The sequence below is a fragment of the Hymenobacter oligotrophus genome, from assembly GCF_003574965.1.
Lineage (GTDB): Bacteria > Bacteroidota > Bacteroidia > Cytophagales > Hymenobacteraceae > Solirubrum > Solirubrum oligotrophum.
This window is the reverse complement of the sequence record NZ_CP032317.1, coordinates 1878577-1900259: the sequence shown is the minus strand read 5'-3', so window position 1 is coordinate 1900259 and position 21683 is coordinate 1878577. Positions and strand designations below refer to the sequence as shown.

Sequence of the window (21683 nt, the reverse complement as noted above, 5' to 3'; positions counted from 1 at the left end):
AATACGCGCAAGGTAGCGCCGGCGACGCGCGAACTTTCCGCTCGCGCGTCGCCGGCGCTGCGATGTTGTGCTAAACGTCGTGCAACAATACGCGAACGGAAAGTTCGCGCTGCGGGCACCGTATCTTCGCGGCTTCATCCACCTAGCCCTCCTTGCGTGAATCAGCCCTCCAACCCGCTGCGCGTGCACGCCGCGCTGTTCGTCGTGTCGCTGATTTACGCTGCCAACTACAGCCTTTCCAAGGAAGTAATGCCGCAATACGTGGGGCCGTACGGCATTGTGGTGCTGCGCGTGGTATCGGCCGCGGTGGTGTTCGAGGTGCTGGCGCGGGTGTTTGCCAAGGAGCGCATTACGGGGCGGGCCGATAACATACGGTCCGTTTTGTGCGGCATTTCGGGCATTGGACTGAACCAGCTGCTGTTTTTCGGCGGGCTCAACCTCACCACGCCCATCAGCGCCTCGTTGGTGCAAACCATTTCGCCCATTGTGGTGGTGCTGGCCTCGGTGGTGCTGCTCGGCGAGCGAATCACCCTGAAGCGCGCCCTCGGTATTGGCCTGGCCGGGGCCGGGGCGGCCATGGTAATCCTGAGCCGGGGGCCGGCCGGGGCCGCAGGCCAATCGGCGGCCCTAGGTAACCTGCTGATTTTGCTGAACGCCACCTTCTTCGGGTTGTACCTGGTGCTGGTAGCGCCGCTCATGCGCAAGTACCACGCGTTTACGGTGCTGGCGCGCAGCTTTTTGGTGGGGGCGTTTATTGTGGTGCCTTTCGGGTTGCGGCAAGCCCTGGCCCCCGATTATGCCGAGCTGCCGCTGCGCATCTGGGTGGTTATCGTGTACATGATTCTGATGGTGACCGTGGTGGCCTACCTGCTCAACAACTGGGCCCTGAAGCACGCGTCGCCGGCGCTGCTGGGCGTGTACATTTACCTGCAACCCATTCTGGCCGTGCTCATTGCCGTGGCCCTAGGCAAAGACCACCTCACGTGGGGCCGGGCCTTGCAAGGCGCACTGATTTTCGTGGGCGTGTGGCTCGTCAGCCAGAAACCCAAGCACAAAACCGTGATAGGGAAGGAAGTGCCGCTTGAGCCGGTGCAGGACTGACCTAGGCGCGTAACCGCTACCGGGGCTCGTGGCCGGAGCGCAGCACCGCGCGGGGCAGCAGCAGCCGCGCCGCAATGCCCGCAAACGCTAGGGCTTCCGTTACCAAACCGGCCGTAATGAGCGCGTCGCCGCCTTGCCAGTGCTGAATTTTGAACAGCGCACCCACCACCACGATGGGCACGCCGAGCAACAGAATTCCAAACAGCGCGCGGTAAGTAAACAGCTGATTCATTGGTATAAATGATTTTGTGAAACGCAAAGATGAAAGGTTTGCCGTTGGGCAACCGGGCTTGAAGTTAAGCATCGAGCAGCTGGCGGTTTACGCGCCAGCCCCAACGCACAAACAACAGCAGCAACAGCACTTTGGCTAGTAAGGCGCAGCTGAGGCCCAGCAATAAGCCGCCATCGGCCAGCAACGGCGACAGGTTGGCCACCTTAAAAAACACGCCTAGGCCGGCCAGCACCAAGCCACCCAGCAGCAGGTACAGCAGTTTCCAGAAGGTGAGCAACGTCTTCATGCGGCAGGAGCTTAGGTGTTGGATTTACGTTAGCTAGGAGCAGAAGCCAACGATAACGAAAACTCGGCAATACGCGAAACTTTGCGGGCAGCTAGCGGTACTCTTGGCGGCGACTCACAGAAAGGCGGCCACTTACCTTTGTGCACGGCCACTGCCGCTGTGCCAAGCCCCGCGCTTATGAAGCTATTGTTGGTTGAGGACGAGCCCAAGCTGGCTTCGTTTATCCGGAAAGGGTTCGAAAACGAGGCCTACGAGATTGAGGTGGCTTACGACGGCCGCGTGGGCAAATCGTTGCTCGAGCGCAACCGCTACGATGTGGTTATTCTCGACGTAAACCTGCCCTACATCAACGGGTTTGAGCTGTGCCGCCAATTGCGCGAGCACGACGCCCACGTGCCCGTGCTCATGCTCACGGCCCTCGATAGCCTCGACGACAAAGTGGCCGGTTTTGAGGCCGGCGCCGACGATTACCTCGTAAAGCCCTTCGAGTTCAGGGAGTTGCTGATGCGCGTTCGGGCCCTAGGTAAGCGCAACCACGAGGCCGCCACGGCCAAACGCGTTTTGCGCATGGCCGACCTCGAACTCAACCTCGACGGCCGTTACGTAACCCGTGCGGGTCAGCGCATCGACCTCACCACCCGCGAATATTCTTTGCTCGAGTACCTGCTGCTCAACCGCGGGAAAACCGTAACCCGCGTGGATATTACCGAGCGGGTGTGGGAGCTGAACTTCGACACGAACACCAACATCATTGACGTGTACGTGAGCTACCTGCGCAAAAAGATCGACAAAGATTTCACGCCCAAGCTTATTCATACGGTGGTAGGCATGGGCTACACCATGCGCGAGGGATGATTGGTGAATTAAAAATGACAAATACCACCGCTTCAACTTATTTATCATTCAAAAGCCAGTAAGGTGTGTCCGTCAAATAATTTTTAATTGTTGATTCTTAATTTTTAATTTATAAAAATGCTGATTCGTAATAAACTGATTCTGCGCTTTACGCTGCTGGTGCTGGCTATTCAGCTGTGTTTTTCGCTGTTCATTTATTACTTCAATGCTGCCACGCGCGAAAAGAAGTTTCATAACCGCTTGGCGGGTAAAGTGGAGCTTACGGGCCGCATTCTGCTCGAGCGCGACAATTTGCGCAGCGGTATTTTGAGCGCGTTTCGGCGGCGCGATTTGGTGACGCACGCCGGCGAGCAAATCAGCATTTTCGGTCCGCAGGGGCAACTTATTTACGCCTCCGACGACCACATCGACCAACGCGGCAACCGAGCGCATTTAAGTCAGATTCAGCCCAACCACCAAGTAGCATTTTGGTACGACGGGCGCGAGTGCCTGGGCGCGTACTACGAGCACCGCGGACAGGGCTACCGCATTTTTGCCGCCGGCCACGACGAAGTAGGCCACGAGCAACTGGGCAAGCTGCTGCTGATTTTGCTGGTGGGCAACATTGGCGCGCTGGCCCTCACGGTGGTGGCCGGCTGGTACTTCGCCGAAGAGTCGCTGAAGCCGATTGCGCGCATCGTGCGCGAGGTGCGCCGCATTACGGCCTCCAACTTAGGGCAGCGCGTGCACGAGGGCAACCAAAAGGATGAAATTGCTCAGCTGGCCATTACGTTCAACCGCATGCTCGAGGGGCTGGAGCAGGCCTTCGACGCCCACAAAAGCTTTGTGGCCCACGCCTCGCACGAGCTGCGCACGCCGCTGGCCAACGCCCTAGGTACCCTCGAAACCTCCCTGAGCTACGACACCGATTTAACCGAGGCCAAGCGCAGCATGCAGTCGTCCATCGAGGAGCTGCGCCGCATTATTGAGTTGACCAACGGCCTGTTGGCCCTCGCCAAAGCCGACGAGACCAGCTTCAAGCGCAACCCCGTGCGCCTGGATGAGTGCCTAACCCAAGCCATTGATTACTGCACGGCCAAGCACACCAATTGCGCGGTGCAGCTGCACTTCGGCTACCTGCCCGACGACCTCGAGGACCCCTTTATGGTGCTGGGCAACGAGCACCTGCTCACCACCGCCCTCTTCAACCTCCTCGACAACGCCTGCAAGTACTCCGGCAAGCCCGTAACGGTGCAGCTGGGTTACCACAACCGCAAAACCCTGCTCGTAACCGTTGCCGATGAAGGCATTGGCATCGAGCCACAGGCCTTGCAGCGCGTTTTCGAGCCGCTGTTTCGGGCCGAAAACGGCCGCGCGCAGCCCGGTTACGGCATTGGCCTGCCCATCACGCAAAAAGTAGTACGCTTGCATAAAGGCGAGCTTACCCTAAGCTCGGAGCCGGGGCAGGGCACCACCGCTACCGTGCGGCTGCCGGCATACGTAGCGGCTGCCGAGCCCAAAGCGGCCCACTAGCACCTAGGGCTTGTCAGGGCGAGTACGGCTTGTCATGTCGAGCAAAGCGAGACATCTGCGAGTTGACGCCCGATACTATTGTTATGTCATCCTGAGGCGCCAGCCGAAGGACCTTATCACGCCTGCTTCGTTGAACCTCACGGGACCCCTACGCGGCAAGCTTCTCTCCCGAAGAGAGGGGAGTGGATGCTATCAAGCGTCAGCACCCCAGATGTCTCGCCCTGCTCGACATGACAACGGCCCTAGGTCGCCTAGCTCCCCTCTCTTCTGGAGGGGGGCCGGGGGGTGAGGTTTCGATAAGGCCCTTCGCTCAGGCTCAGGATGATAACACTACCCGGTGAAATGCCGCGGTACCTTGCTCCAAGCGCAACATGCTCAACAGGCCGTGTTAAGGCGCGACACGCCCGGCAAACGCACTTGCCGCATGCCCTTCTAATTTTTTCTAATCCGATTCTCACGCGGCTCTAATGCGCTACGGCCTCCTTTGTGGCCGATCCGTGCATTTATGCCCATGAAAAAGCATCGTCGGCCAACGCCGCTGCCCGCTTTGCTGCTGCTGGCGGCGTTGCTGTTGTCGGCCAGCCTAAACTGCTATTTGCTGTACCCCGGAGCCGATTACCGCCTCGACCGCGAAACCGTGGCCGACGAGTCGGCGGTGGAGCTGCGCCTGATGCAAGGCCAATTGGCCGCCTGCCAGGCCGAGCAGCTGCGCAAGGATAGCGTGCTGGTTAGCCTGCTGCGGCAACGGCAGCCCACCGCCCAAACTCGCCTCTAATGTTTTCTAATGCCGCCCTAATGCGGCTCTAATGTCGCTACATCAATTTTGGAGGCGCCAACCACCCTTATTGCCTTTGCAAGGCAAATAGCTATGCTCGCACCGCTACCCCAAATACTACGCTTACCCCTGCTTTCCGCCGCCCTAGGTGGCCTGGCCCTGGCCGGCTGCACGGCCAAAGGCGAAACCGAGCAATCGGCCAACGCCGCCGCCGCCACCGAAGCTACGCCCGTGCTGCCCGTTACGCAGCTTGTAGCCAAGGATACCGTGCTGTTTCGCAAGTACGTAGCCGACATTCAGGCCCTGCGCAACGTGGAGGTGCGCGGCCGCGTGCAGGGTTTCCTCGATAAAATTCACGTCGACGAAGGCCAGGAGGTAACACAAGGCCAACTGCTGTTCAGCATCAACGACGCGCCGTACCGCACCCAAATCAGCAAGGCAAAAGCGGCCTTGGCCAGCGCCCAAGCCGCCACCCGCGTAGCCGAGCTGGAGGTAAAGCAAGTAACGCTGCTGGTCGATAAAAACATCGTGTCGAAAACGGAGCTGGAGGTGGCCCAGGCCAAGCTGAAGGCCGCGCACTCCGAGGCCGCGCAGGCCCGCTCGTCGTTGGCCGATGCCCAACTGCACCTCTCGTACACGCAGGTGCGCGCCCCCTTCGATGGCATCATCGACCGGATTCCGCTGAAAGTGGGCAGTCTGGTCGACGACGGCACCTTGCTCACCACCGTGTCCGACATCCGGGCCGTGTTTGCCTACTTCACGGTGTCGGAGGGCGAGTACCTCGACTACATGAAGCGCCGCGCCAAAGGCCCCAGCAGCCACGCCGACGAGGTGCAGCTGGTGCTGGCCGATGGCTCGCAGTACCCGCACCTAGGGCGCATCGAAACCGTGGAGAGCGAGTTCGATGCCAACACCGGCTCCATTGCGTTCCGGGCGCGTTTCCAGAACCCCGATAAGCTGCTGAAGCACGGCGCCACCGGCCGCATTAAGCTCGCCAGCGAGGTAGCCAATGCCGTGCTGCTGCCGCAAAAGGCCGTGTTCGAGCTTCAGGACAAAAACTACGTGTTCCTCGTCGGCCAAGACAACCGCTTGCGCCAAACGCACTTTGTGCCCAAAACGCGCCTCTCGCACTTTTATGTGGTGGAAGCCGGCCTGAAGCCCGGCGACCGGGTGGTGTACGAAGGCGTGCAGGATGCCCGCGACGGTATGCGCATCAGGCCCCGGGCCGTGGGCATCGATAGCCTGCTGGCGCCAGCACCTAGGCCCAGCGGTGGCGGCAGCGGTTCGGTAGCCACGGTGCACGCCTACTGAGTTTCGCCCCATGTCGCTGCTCTCCACCTGTTCAGCACGCGACATCCGCCCGCCGAAGCAGCGTTGCCCCACCCCGGCCAAAGCCATTTTCAAGGAGAAACAAGGTGAAAGAGGTGGCTCTGGCCGGTTGGCAACGCGGCTTTGGGCGGGCGTGAGGGGCAGGGTGTTTTTCTCAAGTCGCTGACGACTGTCAACTGACCATTTATCTCCTGCATGCTCGCATTGTTTATCAAACGACCGGTACTCTCGCTGGTCATTTCGCTGATTTTTGTGCTGCTGGGCGGGCTGGCGTTTCTTACCCTGCCCATCACGCAGTTTCCCGAAATTGTGCCGCCCTCCGTAACGGTAACGGCCAAGTACACCGGGGCCAACGCCGAGGTGTGCGCCAAGGCCGTGGCCACGCCGCTGGAGCGCGCCATCAACGGCGTGCCGGGCATGACGTACATGTCGACGGTGACCAGCAACAACGGCATCACGGCCGTGCAGGTGTTTTTTGAGGTAGGCACCGACCCCGACCTAGCCGCCGTGAACGTGCAGAACCGCGTCACGACGGTTATCGACGAGCTGCCCGTGGAGGTGATCCGCGCCGGCGTAACCACGGAAAAGGAAGTCAACAGCATGTTGCTCTACCTGAACGTGATGAGCACCGACCCGGCGGCCGACGAGAAGTTTATCTACAACTTCGCCGATATCAACATCCTGCAGGAGCTTAAGCGCATCGACGGCGTGGGCCGGGCCGAAATCATGGGCTCCCGCGAGTACTCCATGCGCGTGTGGGTAAAGCCCGACCGCCTGTTGGCCTACAACGTGTCGGCCGACGAAGTGGTGGAGGCCATCCGGGCCCAGAACGTGGAGGCCGCTCCCGGCCAGGCCGGCGAAAGCTCCGGCCGCACGGCCCAAATGCTGCAGTACGTGCTGCGCTACACCGGCAAGTTTTTCGAGCCGGAGCAGTACCGCAACATCGTGGTGCGGGCCAATGCCGACGGCTCCATTCTGCGCCTGAAGGACGTGGCCGACGTGGAATTTGGCACGTTCAGCTACGGCATGGCCTCCAAAACCGACGGCCGCGCCTCGGCCGCAATCATGCTTAAGCAGCGCCCCGGCTCCAACGCCCGCGAGGTAATTGCCAACGTAAAGGCGCGCATGGCGGAGCTGCAAGCAACCAGCTTCCCGCCGGGCATGTCCTACAACATCAGCTACGACGTGTCGCGCTTCCTCGACGCCTCCATTCAGGAAGTGGTGCGCACCTTGCTCGAGGCCTTTCTGCTGGTGTTTCTGGTGGTGTACGTGTTTTTGCAGGACTGGCGCTCCACCCTGATTCCGGCCCTGGCCGTGCCCGTGGCGCTTATTGGCACGCTGGCCTTTATGCAAATGCTGGGCTTTAGCATCAACCTGCTCACGCTCTTCGCCCTGGTGCTGGCCATTGGCATTGTGGTCGACAACGCCATTGTGGTGGTGGAGGCCGTGCACGTCAAGATGCACGAGGAGCATTTGTCGGCCCGGGCCGCCACGCTGGCCGCCATGCGCGAAATTGGCGGGGCCATCGTGGCCATCACGCTGGTAATGTCGGCCGTGTTCGTGCCGGTGGCGTTTATGTCGGGCCCGGTGGGCGTGTTCTACCGGCAGTTTTCCCTGACGCTGGCCATTTCCATCGTCATCTCGGGCATCAACGCGCTTACCCTGACGCCGGCCTTGTGCGCCCTGTTGCTCAGGCCAATGCCCGCGCACGGCACGGCTACCGAAGACGCCACGGCCGATGCCCACGCCGCGCCCAAACGCCCGGGGCCGATGGCCCGCTTTTTTGCCGGCTTCAACCACCGCTACGACCAGCTGGCCCGGCGTTACGAAAACCTGCTGCGGTGGCTGGCTCCCCGGCGCGCGGTTACGCTGGGTTTGTTTCTGGCGTTCTGCCTGGCTACGTACGGCGTGAGCACGGTGCTGCCCTCGGGCTTTATCCCAACCGAGGACCAGGGCATGATTTACGTGAACGTAACGGCCCCGCCCGGCGCCACGGTAGAGCGCACCGAGCGCGTGCTCGATCAGATTCAGCAAGCTGCCGCCAAGCTGGAGCCGGTAGAATCGGTGACGACGCTGGCCGGCTACAGCTTGCTCAACGAGGTGGCCGGCGCCTCCTATGGCATGGGCATGATCAACCTCAAAGCCTGGGACGAGCGGCCCCAAACGGCCACCGAGCTGATTGCGGAGCTGCGCAAGCGCACGGCCCACATCACCGACGCCAACATCGAGTTCTTCTCGCCGCCCACCGTGCCGGGCTTTGGCAACAGCAGCGGCTTTGAGCTGCGCGTGCTCGACAAAACCGGCCGCGGCGACCTGCAGCAGACGGCCGCCGTCACCAACCGCTTCGTAACGGCCCTGGCGCAAACGCCCGCCATCGGGGCGTCCTTCACCACCTTCGACGCCAGCTTCCCGCAGTACCTCATCCACGTCGACCAGGAGATGGCCGCCAAAAAAGGCGTAACCGTGGACCGGGCCATGAACTCCCTCCAGACGCTGTTGGGCTCGCTCTACGCTTCCAACTTCATCCGCTTTGGGCGCATGTACAAGGTAATGGTGCAGGCTGCGCCCAACTACCGCGCCGCCCCCGAGGACGTGCTCAAGCTCTACGTCAAAAACGACCGCGGCGAAATGGTGCCTTACTCCACGTTCCTGCGCATGGAGCGCGTGTTCGGTCCCGAACTGCTCACCCGCTACAACATGTACACCTCGGCCATGCTCAACGGCGACCCCGCCCCTGGCTTCTCGTCCGGCGACGCCATCGCGGCGGCCGAGCGCGTAGCTGCCAAAGAGCTGCCCCGCGGCTTCAGCTTTGAGTGGTCGGGCATGACGCGCGAGCAAATCCTGTCGGGCAACCAGGCCGTGTACATTTTTCTGGTGGTAATCGTGTTCGTGTACCTGCTGCTGGCCGCCCAGTACGAGAGCTTCCTGCTGCCCATGCCGGTGCTGTTGTCGTTGCCCACCGGCGTGTTCGGCGCCTTCCTGTCGCTGAAGCTCCTAGGTCTCGAAAACAACATCTACGCGCAGGTGGCGCTGGTAATGCTTATCGGCTTGCTAGGCAAAAACGCCATCCTCATCATCGAGGTAGCCAACCAGCGCCGGCAGCAAGGCGCCTCGGTGCTCGAGGCCGCCGTGGAGGGCGCCGTGTCGCGCCTGCGGCCCATTCTGATGACGTCGTTTGCGTTCATCGCGGGCCTGATTCCGCTGTGCATTGCCTCGGGCGCCGGGGCCATGGGCAACCGCTCCATCGGCACGGCCTCGGCGGGCGGTATGCTCATCGGTACCCTGTTTGGGGTAGTGCTGATTCCCGGCCTGTACGTGCTGTTTGCCGGCCTCAGCAAACCCGCTGCTGCGGAAGAAGATGACGAAGAAGCCCCGGTGGAAACCCGGCACGCGGTGCGGCGCCTCGAGCCCGAACCAGCTTAAGTAACACAACGGATTAAACGCCTAGGTGGCAAGGCCGCTTAGCGTTGTGCCGGGCACAGCCAGGCTTCGGGCCGGAGAGCAAGCAAATGGCTACGGTTGGGGAACCGCCATTTTTCTGCGAACCGGTGCCGAAGCTTCCGCTGGTGCCCTGCACAACGCGCCGCTCCACCTAGGCCGGGCCCTGCACCCGCGGCGGCCCGCTCTTATGCTCTACCTCATGCTTTCTCAACGCTTGTATTTCCTGCTAAGCCTGCTGCTGCTAGCTGGCTGCAAAGTGGCCGAGCCCACACCACCTAGGGCCGCGGCCGTGCTGCCGGCGCAGTACGGCCCCGCCGCTGCCGCCGACTCGGCCAGCGTTGCCGAGCGGCCTTGGCGCGAGTTCTTTGCCGATGCCCGGCTGGTCAGCCTCATCGATACAGCCCTGCAAAACAACCTCGATGTGCGCATGGCCGTGCAGCGCATCGAGCAGGCGCGGGCCTCGGTGGTGGCGGCCCGCGGGGCGCTGTTCCCAACGGTAAGCGGGGTAACCGCCGCCGGTTTCGATCGGTGGGGCAAGTACACGCTCAACGGCGTCGGCAACTACGACACCAACCTTTCGCCCAACATCCGCGGCGACCAGCGCATCCCCAATCCTGCCACGCCCGACTACTTTCTGGGCCTGCGTAGCACCTGGGAAATCGACCTGTGGGGCCGGCTGCGGCAGCGCCGGCAGGCAGCCTATGCGCGTTTGTTGGCTACCGAGCAAGGCCGCTACCTGGTTACCACCTCGCTGGTGGCGCAGGTAGCCAGCCTGTACTACGAACTGCTGGCCCTCGACTCGGAGCTGGATGTGCTGGTGCGCAACGCCCGCCTGCAGGAGCGCGCCCTCGAGATTGTGCAGGTGCAGAAAACCGGTGGGCGCGCCACCGAGTTGGCTGTGCAGCAGTTTACTGCGCAAATGCTGCGCACCCAAAGCCTCGAGCAGCAAGTACGCCAGCGCATCGTGCGGGCCGAAAACGAGCTGAACCAACTGCTGGGTCGGTACCCGCAGCGCGTGGTGCGGGGCGCGCCCATCCGGCAGCAGGCACTGCCCGATAGCGTGGCTGCCGGCGTGCCCACCCGTTTGCTGCTGCGCCGCCCCGATATCCGGCAGGCCGAGTTGGAGCTAACCGCTACCCGCGCCGACGTGGCTGCTGCCCGGGCGGCGTTTCTGCCTTCGCTCACCATCACGCCCTATGTGGGGCTGAACGCCTACCGCACGTCGCTGTTGTTTCAGCCGCAATCGGTAGCCTTTGGGCTGCTGGCGGGCTTGGCCGCACCCGTGTTCAACCGCAGCCAGATAAAAGCCGATTATCAGCGCGCTACCGCCACCGAGCGCGAAGCAGTTTTTGCTTACCAGAAGGCCCTGCAGACCGGTTTTCGGGAGGTGCACACCAACCTCAGCGGGCTGGCTTATTTCCGGCGGGCCTACGCTTTTAAGCAGCAAGAGGTAGCCTCGCTCAACCGGGCGGTGGAGGCCTCCAACAGCCTGTACGTGGCCAACCGGGCTACTTACCTCGAAGTCATTACCGCTCAGCGCAATGTGCTCGATGCCGAGCTGGAAGCTACCCAACTGCGCAAGGAGCAATTTCAACTGCTTATCGAGTTGTACCGTGCCCTAGGTGGTGGCTGGGAGGCGGCTGCCACCAACCCGTGACCTTGTTGAACTCTGTGCATGCGTGCCGGCCCAACACCCTAGACGAAGAATTGTTGGGCGTGTAGCCCGTGCCGTGTGGATATGCTGCATCGAGCGGAACCTAGGAGAAACACCAGCTACCAGACGGTAAAACAGAAGGAAGGCCAGTTGAGTAACCTGAAAACGTTGCTGGCGCTGCCAGGCTTGGCAAAATGGCGCTGTTAAATGGGCAGTGCGCGGGAATAATGCCGTGCCTGAGCTTGGGTTATACATTGTTATTGCTAATATTTGAGAATACCAATGCTTAACGCCATGGCCGTACCTATCGGATTGTTCGATCAAGCTCGCCAAAACGGATACGCGTTCAACCAGGCTCCTGAGCCTGATTTGGCTGCATCCTTGGCATTGTTCGACCCCGTCAATATTTGGGCCGGGTTTCAGCAACTAACCCATTTGCAGCAGCGGCAGAAAGCCAAGGCGGCGCTTATCGGCAGGGTGCTGAAACGAAGGCTTTCCAGAATTCGGAGCTTGGTGCACCGAAAGAAATCGAAGTAATACTACAACAAGCACAACGGCCCGCCGGAACACTGTTCCGGCGGGCCGTTGGCCTATAAGCTTACCTAGGGCTTACAAGTGAATTACCTCGCCGTAGGCAGCGGCGGCAGCTTCCATCACCGCCTCCGACATGGTGGGGTGGGGGTGAATGGCCTTGATGATTTCGTGGCCGGTGGTTTCGAGCTTGCGCGCCACCACGGCTTCCGCAATCATGTCGGTTACGCCGGCGCCAATCATGTGGGCACCCAGCCATTCGCCGTACTTCTTGTCGAAGATGACTTTCACAAAGCCATCCTTAGCCCCCGAAGCCGACGCTTTGCCCGAGGCCGAGAAGGGAAATTTGCCCACGAGCACGTCGTAGCCCTGCTTGCGGGCTTCTTCTTCGGTGAGGCCCACCGAGGCAATTTCGGGGTAGCAGTAGGTGCAGCCGGGGATGTTGCCGTAGTTGATGGGCTCGGGGTGGTGGCCCGCAATGGCCTCCACGCAGGTAATGCCTTCGGCCGAAGCCACGTGCGCCAGCGCCGGGCCGGGCACGATGTCGCCGATGGCGTAGATGCCGGGCACGTTGGTGCGGTAGTACTCATCCACCTTGATGCGGCCTTTCTCCACCGTGATGCCCAGCTCCTCAAGGCCTAGGTTTTCGAGGTTCGGCTGAATGCCCACGGCGCTCAGCACCACGTCGGCCTCCATTTGCTGCTCGCCCTTAGCGGTTTTGATGGTCACTTTGCAGCCGGCGCCGCTTGTATCTACCTTCTCTACCGAGGCGTTGGTCAGGATGTCGATGCCCGACTTTTTAAACGAACGCTCCAGCTGCTTCGATACCTCTTCGTCCTCCACCGGCACGATGCGCGGCATGAACTCCACGATGGTAACCTTGGTGCCCATGGTGGCATAGAAGTAGGCAAACTCCACGCCGATGGCGCCCGAGCCTACTACCACCATGCTTTTGGGCTGCTCGGGCAGCACCATGGCATCGCGGTAGCCAAGAATTTTTTTGTGGTCGATGGGCAGGTTGGGCAGCTCGCGGGCGCGGGCGCCGGTAGCCAGGATGATGTGCTTGGCCTGAATGGTTTCGGCGCCGCCATCGGCCTTGGTTACAGCCACTTCGCCGGGCTTGCTGATTTTAGCCGTGCCCGAAATTACGTCAACCTTGTTTTTCTTCAGCAGGAAGGTAACGCCCTTGCTCATGCCCTCGGCCACGCCGCGGCTGCGCTTTACCACGGCGCCAAAGTCGTAGCCTACGTTGTCGGCCGAGAGGCCGTAGTCCTGCGGGTGCTTCAGGTAGTCGAATACCTGCGCCGATTTCAGCAGGGCTTTGGTGGGGATACAGCCCCAGTTGAGGCAGATACCACCGAGCGATTCGCGCTCTACCACGCCTACTTTCAGGCCAAGCTGCGAGGCGCGAATGGCCGCTACGTAGCCGCCAGGGCCCGAGCCAATCACGACTACGTCGTACTGCAATGCCATATAAGGTTGTCTGATGGGAAAGATGGGCAAATGAAAGCCGGGCCCAGCCAGGGCTCGGGTGGGCAAAGATAGCCGCCCCGGCAATACCGCCCCAATGCGCGGTACTTTGGCGGGCGGGCGCCGTATACTAAACCGCGGGGCCTGGGTTTGGGCTTTTCCGCGCTTGCATTATTTTTTTCTGACGACTTCTGATGAAACCAACCATACCCAACTTGCCCGCTTTGGGCGGCCTGCTGCTAATTCTGCTTACGGCCCAGTGCTCGGCCACCCGCGAAAACGAAACGCCCACCATGGCTGCGCGCGCGCGCCTCAACGAGGCCGAGGCCGCCGCCGCGGCCGATTCGAGCCGGCCCCTCACCACCACGTCTGCCACGCCCGTGGCCAGCAACGCGCCCACCCCCGTGCTAGGTGCCGCTGCGCCCACGGCACCTGCGGCACCTAGGGCTGCCGTGGCCGAACGCCTCACCCCGGCCGATTTTCGGACCGAGATTAAAGCTGCCGACGCCCGCCTGAAAACCAACCCGCGCAACGCCGACGCCCTGATTGCCCGCGGCCGTGCCAAAGCGCAACTCAAGGATTACCGCAATGCCCTCACCGATTTCAACGCGGCCTTGCGCGTGAAAGCCACCAACCCCGTGGCCTTGTACAACCGCGGCCTCACGCGCTTGCGCTTGAAAGAGTACAACGCCGCCATCAGCGACTTTGGCAAAGCCATTCGGTACAGCCCCGCCGATAAAGAGGCTTATTTTGGCCGCGGCATTGCCAAAATGCAGCTCGGCAACTACAAAAGCGCCATGCCCGATTTCAACAAGGCCATCGACCTCGATCCGCAGTACGCCGATGCCTACGAGTACCGCGGCATTTGCTACGCTTCGCTCAACAAACCCGAAGACGCCCGCAAAGACCTGGAGCGCGCCGCCGCGCTCAACCCCGAAGCCAACAAAAGCCTGCGCCGCTACGCGGGCAAGTAAGAGCACCTAGGGCATGCCAGCAGTCTGCCGCGGTGTAGCGCGGAAATCCGTTCCGCGACGCGCCCAACGGACGCGTATCTGTTGCCGCGCCGCTTGGTGATTTCGTGCGTTTGTACATACGTCCTTAGGCACGTCGCGGAACACATTACCGCGCTACACGCCGGCCTGCTGATCGTAGGCTATGCGCCGTTATTTGCCTGCCAACAGGCGCAAGTAAAACGACGGTTGCCGCAGCCGCTCGCGCAAATCAAGGTCGAGGAACATGGCCGAAAGGGTTTCGGCCAGCGTGGGGTTGCGCGCGGCGCGGTTGGCCACAAAGTTGAACAGGCTAGGCCAGCGCAGCAGCCGCTGCATGCCGTGGCTCAGGCGCAGTTCTTTACCTAGGCGGCGGTACACGGCCGCATCGTAGCCCTGCAGCAAGCGAGCGGAGGTATCGTTGGCGGCCAGGGCACGGGCGGCCCAGTCGGCGGCGTGCCGGCCCGAAATCATGGCGTGGCCGATGCCCTCGCCCGTGAACGGATCGATAAGGGAGCCGGCATCACCCAGCAGCAGGTAGCCGTTGCCGGAGAGCGAGCGGCGCTTCGAACCTAGGGGCAAGCCAAAACCGCGCACCGGGCCCTCGGGCGTGGCGTCGGCAAACCGCTCGCGCAGCTTGGGGTGGGTGGTAAGCAGCTCGTGCAGCCGCTCGCGCAGGTTCACGCGCTTGCGCGAAACTTCCTGGGTAAGCATGCCCACGCCCACGTTGGCGGCGCCGTCGGGCAGCGGAAAAATCCAGAGGTAACCCGGCAAAAAATCGGGCAGAAAGTGCAGCTCGATGAAATTGTGCGGGTGCAGCTGCCGCACGCCGCGGTAGTACACCCGCAGGCCGGCGCAGTGGTGCGCCGGCTCCAGCGCGTGCCCGCCAATTTGCCGCGCAAACGCCGATTGCGCCCCGTTGGCCACCAGCAGCAAGCGCGCCGTGATAATGGGCTGATTGGCGGCATCGAGTAGCTGCCAGCGGCCGTCGGCACCTAGGCGGTGGTCGGCCACGGCTATGCCTTCGAGCAACTCCACCTCCGGGCGCTGGCGCAGTTCGTCAACCAGCAAATGGTCGAAATCGACGCGCCGGGCTACGTGGCCGGCGGGGGCTTCGGTATCGGGATTGTAGCGGGGCCGAAAGGGTACGCTGAGGCGCTGGCCGTTGGGCGCAAAAAAATCGATGCCCCAACTGGGTATCTGGCCGGGCCAGGCGGCCAGCTTGGCCGGCAATGCCTCATCAATGCGCCGTAACTCCATCAGCACCTTGCCGCTGAGCGCATCGCCGCACACCTTGTCGCGCGGAAAAGTTGCCTTGTCGAGCACCGTTACGCGGTGGCCGGCATTGGCTAGGTGAAGGGCAGCAGTGGCACCGGCAGGGCCGGCCCCCAGGATGCAGATATCGGCGTGGCGCATAAAAAACGGCCGGCGCAACAGCACCGGCCGCACAAGATAAGCCGCGCAATTTGCTTAGGCGCGTTGGCCCACGTAGCTCGCAAGTACTTGGTTGAGCTGCGGCTCGGGCACCACGCCCGACTGCCGCCACACCGGCTGGCCTTTGTGAAACAGGATAAGCGTAGGAATGCCCTGCACCCGAAACTGCTGCGCGGCCGCCGGGTTGCGGTCTACGTCTACTTTAATGATCTTGACCTTGCCTTGGTGCCGCGCCGCCACCTGCTCCAGAATGGGCGCCATGGCTTTGCAGGGGCCGCACCAATCGGCGTAAAAATCGACCAGCACAGGCATGCCCGGGCTGTTGATGAGCTCGTTGAAGGATTTTTTGGCCATGGGTACGGAGGGCTTGTTGCTGCGCAAGTATACGCAGCCGCAAACCGGCCGGGTAGGCAAAAAATGAAACCGCCCGGCGCGTGGGTGCGGGCCGGGCGGCAGGTGCCAAAGGTTGTGAGGGGGTTATTTCTTGGCGCGCTCTACCACCGTCACGTCGTTCGATACGGCGGGCAGCGAGAAGCGGCCACCGCCAGCACGCTTGCCGCTTACTTCGCAAACCCAGGTGTATTCGCCGGGGGCGCCGTTGGCCGCAATGCCGTTGTCAGTCTGGAAGAAATCGGCCTCGGTGGCCGGGCTCGGGAAAATCACGTCGACGCCGTTCTGGCCGTTCTGCACGCTTTTCACTAGGGTGTAGGTTTTGCCCGACGACTGGCTCGTAACCGTGAACTTGGCCTTGTAGGCACCAAGTTGGCCGAATTTGTCAGCCACCCCAATTTTCACAAACGGGTCGGTGGATACCATCCAGGTTTGGGCCTTAGCGCTAGGCGAGCACAGCAGCAACACAACAAGCAGCGCGGCAAGGCTGCTCATGCGTTTCCACAAAGCAAGGGTAGGAGTGTTCATAGGGCGGAGGAGTGAGTGAAGTAATAGGAGGAGAAAGCGGAAGGAAAGCGGGGTTGCCGGGCAGGGGTGCCCCGCAACGGCAGCGAGTGCAGCTAGGTAAGAAATTGACTTATTGGGCCTTTGCCACACTGATGCTACCAAATATATAAATCTGACAAGCGCCTTGAAAAAAGCACAAGTAAATTTTTTCTGAATCGCCTGTTTTTCGCTGCCGGCCTGGGTATCCTGCTATCCGGGCTTCGCGTAAGCCTGTTTCGTGGCCCGACGTCGGAAAATACACCTTGCAGCTGCGGCCCCGCCGCCCGAGCCCACCTGCCAACTCTGCGAGCGGCAGGTGCAGCACGTATCGCGCCACCACTTAGTGCCCCGCGAAGAAGGCGGCCGCTACGGCCCCACCGTCGACTTGTGCCAGCCGTGCCACAGCACCGTGCATTTGCTGCTCACCAACAAGGAGTTGGCCCGGCAATACCATTCGGTTGAGGCCCTACGCAGCGCCGGTGAGCTCCAAAAGTACCTGCACTGGATAAAGCGCAGCCGCGTGGAGCGCATCAGCAACCGCCGGCGGCGGCGCTAATTGGCTCGGCGGGTGTTTATTTGCCGGCCTATGCCCCAGCTTACATTTCTGCCGTTTGCCCAAGCCCGCCGGCAAGCCGCTGCCACGGTGGTGGTCGACAGTATTTTACCTAGGGCTACCCTTACGCTGGCGCACTGGCGGCAGGCACCCACGCCCGAACTTTACCGCGACGATACCAGCGCCGGCTCGGCGCTACGGGCGCTGCTGCAACAACCACCCGAGCTGCAAGGCGCGCAGTTTGTGACGGCCAACCACTTCGATGTGGATGGTTTTGTGGGCGTGTGGGCGCTGCTGAACCCTGGGCTAGCCAAGCAGCACGAAACCTTGCTGCGCATGGTAGCTACCCTAGGTGATTTTCGGGAGCTGGATTGGCAGCACCCGTTGGCCGACACCGCTCTTAAGCTGGTATGCTGGCTGAATGCGAAGGAGAAGGAGCTGTTTTACCCGCCGTTTGGGGCTCCTGAGCTGCGCCGTCGCGAAGACGAAGCCTCGGCTGAAAAGTTTGCTTGGTTTCTGCCTGCCTTTGCCGAGGTAATGCAAAACCCCAACCTAGGGCGCGGAGCCTGGGTTCCGGAGTACGAGCGCGTGCGCCAAGCCACTGAGGTAATGCAAAGCTCCGCCACGCAGCTGCACCGCTACCCGGAGCTTGGCTTGGTGGTGGTGCACACACCCGAGCCGCTGCCTTATTACGCCTTGTTCGGGCCCACAGCAGGCTACGATATGGTGCTGAGTTGCTACAACGAGCAGCGTTACGAGCTGGAGTATAAATACACCACGTGGGTTGATTTGGAAAGCCGCCCCACGCTGCCGCGCCTGCCGTTGCAAGCCCTAGCCGAACGCCTGAACGAGCTTGAAACCACCCGCCGCCTCTGGACGTGCGATGCCGTTACCGACACCGGCCCGCAAATGCGCCTTTCCGGCCGCGGCCTCAGCAAAGTGCAGCGCTACGCCGACCCCGATCAGCGGCCTATTTATGCGTCTTCTATTCCTGCTGCTGAATTGGAAACGGAGGTGGTTCGCTTCTTCAAGACCCAATATGTTGGTGTTGAACCCCGGCGCTATTGGAGTTGGGATGAAACCAGAGCAACTGGTGTAGCTGCCCAACCGTAGCGTGGACTGCAAAGTCCGCGCTACGGTTGGGTTACCCTTCGCTGCCGAAGCCTACCACGCGCAGCGAGCTGACGCCGCCCGCGCCGCGGCGCACGTGGATTTGGGTGCTTACGCGCTCTTTCAGCGCCTCCACGTGCGATATCACGCCGATCATCTTGCCGGTGCCCTGCAACGTTTCGAGGGCCGAAAGCGCCACATCAAGTGTGTCGGGGTCGAGGGTGCCGAAGCCTTCGTCGATGAAGAGCGTGTCGATCTGCGTCTTGCGGCCAGCCAACTCCGACAGACCTAGGGCCAAAGCCAAGCTCACCAAAAAACTTTCCCCACCCGACAGCGAGTTCATCGAGCGGGTGCTGCCGGCCTGGTATTCGTCCACAATCAGCAGGTCGAGGTGCTCGTTGGGGTTGCGGGTGATGCGGTATCGGTCGTTGAGGCGGCCTAGGTGGCGGTTGGCCAGCTCTACGAGGCGGGCCAGCGTGAGGCCCTGCGCAAACTCGCTGAACTTCTTGCCATCGGCCGAGCCAATGAGCTCCGCCAACCGGCGCCAACGGCGAGCCTCCTGCAATTGCTTATCAAGCTCGGCCACAATCTGGGCGTGGCGCTCCTGCCCGCTGCGGTGGTCGGCAAGGCGCTGTTGTCGCTGGCCCAACTGCTGGTTGATAGCGGCCAACTGGTGTTCGGCCTCGCGCAGCTGCACCTGCACCACCTCCGCCGATTCGGTGGTGAGGGCGCGGGCCTGCTCGGTTTGGTGCTGATGCGTAAGCTCCGTAATGCTGTGTTGCGCAGCCGCTACAGCCCGCTCGTGCGCTTGCAGTTGCTCGGCTAAGCGGTGCACCTCTTGCTCGGGCAGCAGGCGGGCAGCCAACTCGGCACCATCGGCGGGCAGGCCGGCGGCTTGCAAATCGGCCAGCAGGGCCGCATGGCGTTGGTCGCGCTGCTGCTGTTGCTGGGCTATTTCTTCGCCGAGTTGTTTGTGGCGTTCGTCGTGGCGGGCTAGGGCTGCTTCCTGCTCGCAGAAAGCTTTGTCGTGGCGTTCGTAAGCTTCGGTGGCTTGGCGCACGGCTTCGGCTAGCTGCGCCCGCGCCTGGGCTACGTCGGCGCCGGCAAAGAACTCTTGCCGTTGCGTGCGCTGCTGCTCAATGCCCTTGAACTGCTGCACCAATACCTCTTTGCGGCCCGACAACCACTGCTGATTTTCGGTGCGGCTCTTGGTGAGTTCCTCCACGCGGGCCTGGGCGGTGCTGAGCTGCTTTTCTACGTTGGTGCGCGCCTGCTTCTTCTGCTCAAAATCGGCACCTAGGCGCTTCAGCTGCTCAACCAGCGTAGCCCCGTTTTCGCCCGTAAACTGCAGCCCAAACGAGCTAAGCAAGCTGCTGATGGTAGCACGTACCACGGGCACACGCTCTTCGGCATCGAGCAGGCGGGTGTGCAGGCTAGCCAGCTCATGCGTAAGCTGTTGCTGCTGAGCCGCCGCTTGTTGCTGCAAGCCCTGAGCTTTGGTGAAAGCAACTTCGAGGTCGTGCTGCTGCTGATCCAGCTCGCGGAGTTGCTGGCCGATGGCCCGTACGGCTTTGGGGGCAGCTTCTTCGTCGGCTTCGGTTAGCAGGGCCAGCAGGGTAGGTGCTTCGGCCGCGGCGGCGTTGCCACCGGCGTGCTCAAGTAGGCCCGTGAGGCTTTGCATGCGGTTGAGGCGCGCATTCAGGGTACGCACCAGTTGGCCTAGCTCTTCCTCGCGTTGCTGGTCCTGCTTAAGCGAATCGTGGCTGATGCCTAGCACTCCGGCCGCGTAGGGGTGCTCGGTGGCACCGCACAGCGGGCACGGCTCGCCGGCAACCAGGTGCTGCCGGGCTTCCTCGTGCGTCAAGATTAATTGGTGGGCTTGGGTAAGACGGCGTAGGTCGTCCCAACGTTGCTCTTGCTCGCGGTGTTCGCGCTGCAGGGCCGCTATGTGGTGCAGCAGGCGGCGCAACCATTCGTCGCGCTCAGTGGCGGCGGCTTGGTGTTGCTGGCGCACGGCGGCAAGGCGTTGCTGCGTGGCTTCAGTTTCGTGGTGGCCACGTTGCGCGGCCGTAGTGGCCGCTGCCAAACGGGTTTTAAGGTCAGCTTCGGCTTTGCGTAGCTCGCCCAATTCGGCCTGCAGGCTTGTCCAAACCTGCAGTTCGCTGGTAAGGTCGGGCAGGGCTTCGGATAGCTCGGCCAAGCGCTGGTTGTGCTGCAGCCACTGCTCGAGTTCGTGCAACTGCTGACCTAGGGCCTGCACCTGAGCTGTGGTTTGCTCGATGGTAGCAGCCGCCTGCTTGTGCTGTTCGAGGCGCTGATCGTACTCCAGGCGCTCTTTGCGGAGCTGCTCCTCGGCTTGCCCAATCAAGCCATCGAGCTTATCGGCCTCAAGCAACTTGGGCTCCTGCTCTTGCTGGGCTTGCTGAGCTTGGGCGTGTTGCTGCTTGGCCGTAGCGCGCTGCTGACGGGCAGTGTCTAGGGTGTTGTGCAACAGCGGGCGGCGCAATGCCAGCTGCATTTGCTCGTGGCGTAGGCGCTGCAGTTGCGCATCGGTTTGCTGCACCAAAGCCCACGGCGTGCTGAACGGCGCCGCCTGTTGGTGGGCCTTGAGGCGCTGGTGCACGGGCTTGAGGCTGGCTGCCTGCGCCGTGAGCTGCTCCAGCGTGGCGGCCGCACGTTGGCGGCGTAGCCCTAGGTCTTCGAGCTGCCGCAGCCAGGTATGAGCTTCGTTGAGGCGCTGGCGCGTGGCCGTGGCCGTAGCGGCTTGCGTTTCAAGGGCGGCTACTTCGGCCGTCAGGGCGGTCAGTTCGTCTTCCGACAGAAGGGTTACGCCCGCGAGGCCAGCCCGCAAGGCTTCGCTACGCTTGTCTTCTTCCTTGGCTTTCTCGAACGCGAAGCGCGAAATCTCGGAGTACTTCTGCGTGTCGGTAATCTTTTCGAGCAGTTGGGCCCGCTCGCCGGGGTTCGATTTCAGAAAGCGCGTAAACTCGCCTTGAGCCAGCAGCACCGAGCGCAAAAACTGGCGGTACTCCAGGCCACTAAGCTCGGCTACCCGCGCCGGCACCCGCGACTTGTAGCTTTCCAGTATCACGCCTTCGTCGGAGCCCTCTTTCAACTCGCTGATGCTCATGGAGGCGTCCTGCAGCTGCCCTTCGGCTTTTTTGCGGGCGCGGTGCTGGCCCCAACGCGAGCGGTACAGCTTGCCGTTTACGCTAAACTCCACCTCAGCCCAGCTTTCGCCGGTGCCTTGGCTCATTACCTGCGCTACCTCGCCATCGTGGCGGGGTACTTGGCCGTAGAGCGCTAGCGTAATGGCATCGAGAATAGTGGTTTTGCCCGCGCCGGTAGGGCCGGTAATGGCAAACAAGCCCGCATCGGAAAGCGGGGCGTTGCTGAAATCAATCTCGTGCTGCCCGCGCAGCGAGTTGAGGTTGAAGAACCGGACGCGGAGAATTTTCATAAGCGGAAGAAGGTA

The 21683-nt window shown here is 61.9% G+C and carries 18 protein-coding genes; 11 read left to right on the top strand and 7 right to left on the bottom strand.

What is annotated here, in order from left to right; translation table 11 throughout:
* Positions 1–156: 156 nt before the first annotated feature.
* Positions 157–1101, top strand: a complete 945-nt coding sequence (locus D3Y59_RS08110; RefSeq protein ID WP_240410573.1) for a DMT family transporter — start codon at positions 157–159, stop codon at positions 1099–1101.
* 16 nt (positions 1102–1117) lie between these two features.
* On the opposite strand, the gene D3Y59_RS08105 is transcribed toward D3Y59_RS08110, so the two are convergent.
* On the bottom strand, positions 1118–1333 hold the full coding sequence (locus tag D3Y59_RS08105) for a GldL-related protein (RefSeq protein WP_119444599.1): 216 nt from the start codon (positions 1331–1333) through the stop codon (positions 1118–1120).
* A 64-nt stretch (positions 1334–1397) separates the two neighbouring features.
* Positions 1398–1619: a hypothetical protein gene (locus tag D3Y59_RS08100; RefSeq protein ID WP_119444598.1), complete on the bottom strand. Its 222-nt coding sequence runs from the start codon at positions 1617–1619 to the stop codon at positions 1398–1400.
* A 177-nt stretch (positions 1620–1796) separates the two neighbouring features.
* Here D3Y59_RS08100 and D3Y59_RS08095 point away from each other — a divergent pair, with 177 nt between their 5' ends.
* The 7 genes from D3Y59_RS08095 to D3Y59_RS08065 all read left to right on the top strand — a co-directional run bounded on the left by D3Y59_RS08095 (position 1797) and on the right by D3Y59_RS08065 (position 11722).
* Positions 1797–2474, top strand: a complete 678-nt coding sequence (locus D3Y59_RS08095) for a response regulator transcription factor (RefSeq protein WP_119444597.1) — start codon at positions 1797–1799, stop codon at positions 2472–2474.
* Between the two features lie 117 nt (positions 2475–2591).
* On the top strand, positions 2592–3986 hold the full coding sequence (locus D3Y59_RS08090; protein ID WP_119444596.1) for a HAMP domain-containing sensor histidine kinase: 1395 nt from the start codon (positions 2592–2594) through the stop codon (positions 3984–3986).
* A 511-nt stretch (positions 3987–4497) separates the two neighbouring features.
* A complete protein-coding gene (locus tag D3Y59_RS08085) occupies positions 4498–4761 on the top strand; it encodes a hypothetical protein (protein WP_162910634.1) in 264 nt (87 codons plus the stop codon).
* Between the two features lie 93 nt (positions 4762–4854).
* Entirely contained in the window at positions 4855–6072 is a 1218-nt protein-coding gene (locus D3Y59_RS08080) for an efflux RND transporter periplasmic adaptor subunit (protein WP_119444594.1), read from the top strand.
* Between the two features lie 213 nt (positions 6073–6285).
* The gene (locus D3Y59_RS08075; protein ID WP_119444593.1) at positions 6286–9513 is read left to right on the top strand and encodes an efflux RND transporter permease subunit; all 3228 of its coding nucleotides are present in this window, start codon (positions 6286–6288) and stop codon (positions 9511–9513) included.
* A gap of 217 nt (positions 9514–9730) precedes the next feature.
* On the top strand, positions 9731–11188 hold the full coding sequence (locus D3Y59_RS08070; protein ID WP_240410572.1) for an efflux transporter outer membrane subunit: 1458 nt from the start codon (positions 9731–9733) through the stop codon (positions 11186–11188).
* Positions 11189–11479: 291 nt separating this feature from the next.
* Positions 11480–11722 (top strand): hypothetical protein, encoded by a 243-nt coding sequence (locus D3Y59_RS08065; protein WP_162910633.1) that lies wholly within the window; start codon positions 11480–11482, stop codon positions 11720–11722.
* A gap of 72 nt (positions 11723–11794) precedes the next feature.
* Here the strand turns inward: D3Y59_RS08065 and lpdA are convergent, their stop codons facing one another.
* On the bottom strand, positions 11795–13189 hold the full coding sequence (lpdA, locus tag D3Y59_RS08060; protein WP_119444590.1) for a dihydrolipoyl dehydrogenase: 1395 nt from the start codon (positions 13187–13189) through the stop codon (positions 11795–11797).
* A 191-nt stretch (positions 13190–13380) separates the two neighbouring features.
* Between lpdA and D3Y59_RS08055 the strand changes: the two genes are divergently transcribed.
* Entirely contained in the window at positions 13381–14160 is a 780-nt protein-coding gene (locus D3Y59_RS08055) for a tetratricopeptide repeat protein (protein WP_119444589.1), read from the top strand.
* Positions 14161–14349: 189 nt separating this feature from the next.
* Here the strand turns inward: D3Y59_RS08055 and D3Y59_RS08050 are convergent, their stop codons facing one another.
* The 3 genes from D3Y59_RS08050 to D3Y59_RS08040 form a co-directional block, all read right to left on the bottom strand.
* Entirely contained in the window at positions 14350–15591 is a 1242-nt protein-coding gene (locus D3Y59_RS08050) for an NAD(P)/FAD-dependent oxidoreductase (protein WP_119446383.1), read from the bottom strand.
* 54 nt (positions 15592–15645) lie between these two features.
* A complete protein-coding gene (gene trxA / locus D3Y59_RS08045) occupies positions 15646–15963 on the bottom strand; it encodes a thioredoxin (RefSeq protein ID WP_119446382.1) in 318 nt (105 codons plus the stop codon).
* A 123-nt stretch (positions 15964–16086) separates the two neighbouring features.
* Entirely contained in the window at positions 16087–16527 is a 441-nt protein-coding gene (locus D3Y59_RS08040; protein ID WP_162910632.1) for a hypothetical protein, read from the bottom strand.
* 256 nt (positions 16528–16783) lie between these two features.
* Here D3Y59_RS08040 and D3Y59_RS08035 point away from each other — a divergent pair, with 256 nt between their 5' ends.
* Together D3Y59_RS08035 and D3Y59_RS08030 are read left to right on the top strand one after the other, a co-directional pair.
* Positions 16784–17101, top strand: a complete 318-nt coding sequence (locus tag D3Y59_RS08035; RefSeq protein ID WP_240410571.1) for an HNH endonuclease — start codon at positions 16784–16786, stop codon at positions 17099–17101.
* Between the two features lie 30 nt (positions 17102–17131).
* The gene (locus tag D3Y59_RS08030; RefSeq protein ID WP_119444587.1) at positions 17132–18211 is read left to right on the top strand and encodes a DUF6687 family protein; all 1080 of its coding nucleotides are present in this window, start codon (positions 17132–17134) and stop codon (positions 18209–18211) included.
* 31 nt (positions 18212–18242) lie between these two features.
* Here the strand turns inward: D3Y59_RS08030 and D3Y59_RS08025 are convergent, their stop codons facing one another.
* The gene (locus tag D3Y59_RS08025; RefSeq protein WP_119444586.1) at positions 18243–21668 is read right to left on the bottom strand and encodes an AAA family ATPase; all 3426 of its coding nucleotides are present in this window, start codon (positions 21666–21668) and stop codon (positions 18243–18245) included.
* Positions 21669–21683: the final 15 nt, after the last annotated feature.